This is a genomic window from Mycobacterium innocens, assembly GCF_900566055.1.
Taxonomy (GTDB): Bacteria; Actinomycetota; Actinomycetes; order Mycobacteriales; family Mycobacteriaceae; genus Mycobacterium; species Mycobacterium innocens.
The window spans coordinates 1-1,430 of sequence record NZ_UPHQ01000352.1 but is presented as its reverse complement, the minus strand read 5'-3'; the positions used below and the strand labels follow the sequence as shown (position 1 = coordinate 1,430).

At 66.6% G+C, this 1,430-nt stretch carries 3 protein-coding genes and 1 pseudogene; 2 read left to right on the top strand and 2 right to left on the bottom strand.

What is annotated here, in order from left to right; genetic code table 11:
- Nucleotides 1-568: PE family protein (locus tag EET03_RS29695; RefSeq protein WP_136625796.1), on the bottom strand; the 568-nt coding region annotated here is incomplete at its 3' end.
- A gap of 120 nt (nucleotides 569-688) precedes the next feature.
- Here EET03_RS29695 and secG point away from each other — a divergent pair.
- Together secG and EET03_RS29685 are read left to right on the top strand one after the other, a co-directional pair.
- Nucleotides 689-922 carry a preprotein translocase subunit SecG gene (gene secG, locus EET03_RS29690; protein WP_075542436.1) on the top strand — a complete coding sequence of 78 codons (234 nt, stop codon included), beginning with the start codon at nucleotides 689-691 and terminating at the stop codon, nucleotides 920-922.
- Between the two features lie 10 nt (nucleotides 923-932).
- Nucleotides 933-1,310 (top strand): hypothetical protein, encoded by a 378-nt coding sequence (locus EET03_RS29685; RefSeq protein WP_244232604.1) that lies wholly within the window; start codon nucleotides 933-935, stop codon nucleotides 1,308-1,310.
- Between the two features lie 13 nt (nucleotides 1,311-1,323).
- Here the strand turns inward: EET03_RS29685 and EET03_RS29680 are convergent.
- Nucleotides 1,324-1,430 (bottom strand): annotated as a pseudogene (locus EET03_RS29680) (IS982 family transposase); the annotation flags it as partial.

Sequence of the window (1,430 nt, the reverse complement as noted above, 5' to 3'; positions counted from 1 at the left end):
GGATCCCGCCGGCTCCGCCGGCCCCACCGGCGGCGCCGGCACCGCCCTGTCCGCCGGCGCCACCATTGCCGAGCAACCCCGCCGCGCCGCCACCGCCACCGGGTTGGCCGGCGTTGCCCGCCGCGCCGTTACCGCCATTGCCGAACAACAACCCGCCCGCCCCGCCGGACTGCCCCGGTAGCGTCCCGTCGGCGCCGTTGCCAATCAGCGGGCGCCCCAGCAGCGTTTGGGTGGGCGCGTTGACCACGTTGAGCACATCTTGCACCGCCGTCTGTAGGGGCGACACGCTGGCGGCCTCGGCGCTCGCGTACGAGCCCGCGCCGGCGCTCAAGGCCTGAACAAATTGGCTGTGAAAGGCCGCGGCTTGCGTGCTGACCGCCTGAAATTCCTCGGCATGCACACCGAACACCGCAGCGATAGCCGCCGACACGTCATCGGCGCCCGCCGCCACCAGGCGCGTCGTTTTGAGCACCGCCGCGGCATTCGCCGCGCTGATAGCCGAACCGATACTGCTCAAATCCGTCGTTGCCGCTGCGAGCATCTCTGGAGTCGCGATCACAAACAACATGGTGTTCTCCGACCACCCGCTGGCAAATCGGACTAGCACCGATCTGCATTGAAACGCTGGACCAATCGGCATCATATCGCGATCGGGGCGACATGCCCGGAGCTTGGTAGGCTGCCGGGCATGGAATTGGCCCTGCAGATCACCCTGGTGGTCACCAGCGTGCTGGTGGTGTTGCTGGTGCTGCTGCACCGTGCCAAGGGCGGCGGCCTGTCGACGTTGTTCGGCGGTGGCGTGCAATCGAGCCTGTCCGGTTCGACGGTGGTGGAGAAGAACCTGGACCGGTTGACGCTGTTCATCGCCGGCATCTGGCTGGTGAGCATCATCGGCATGGCCTTGATGATCAAATACCGCTGACGCTGGTCACGTGAGCTACCCCCAGGCGCCCGAAGGCTTCGGCTGGATCGCGCTGACCACGCAGTACTTTCCGCTGGCGTTCATGCTCGCGCTGTTCAAGCCGACGCTCGTCATCGATGGTTACCAGGTACCGGTTGGCGGTTGGGGTCGTGCGGTGGTGCCCGCGCGGCGGGGCCCGCACCACGTGCATGTGCACGTGCCGTATTGGCTGCCGTCGCGGATCGGCCCGGCGGGCGCCCTGTTGGATGTCTACCCCGGCGGACTCGTGCAACTCGAATACAAGGCACCGGTCTGGGGTACGGCGCGGGTTCGTTGGGCAGCCCGCCGCAAAGCTACAACGGCGTCGGCCTCACCCTGGCTGTGCTCGCCATCTGACCTAGATGAGTAATTCCCAACCTTGGTCAGTGGTCGTAGGCGATCAGTGACCTCTTGACTGGGCTGTTGATCTTCCAGTTGTGCCAGATCACAGCGGCAAGGGCGAGGAGGCGCTGGGCGACGCGGGCGTAGA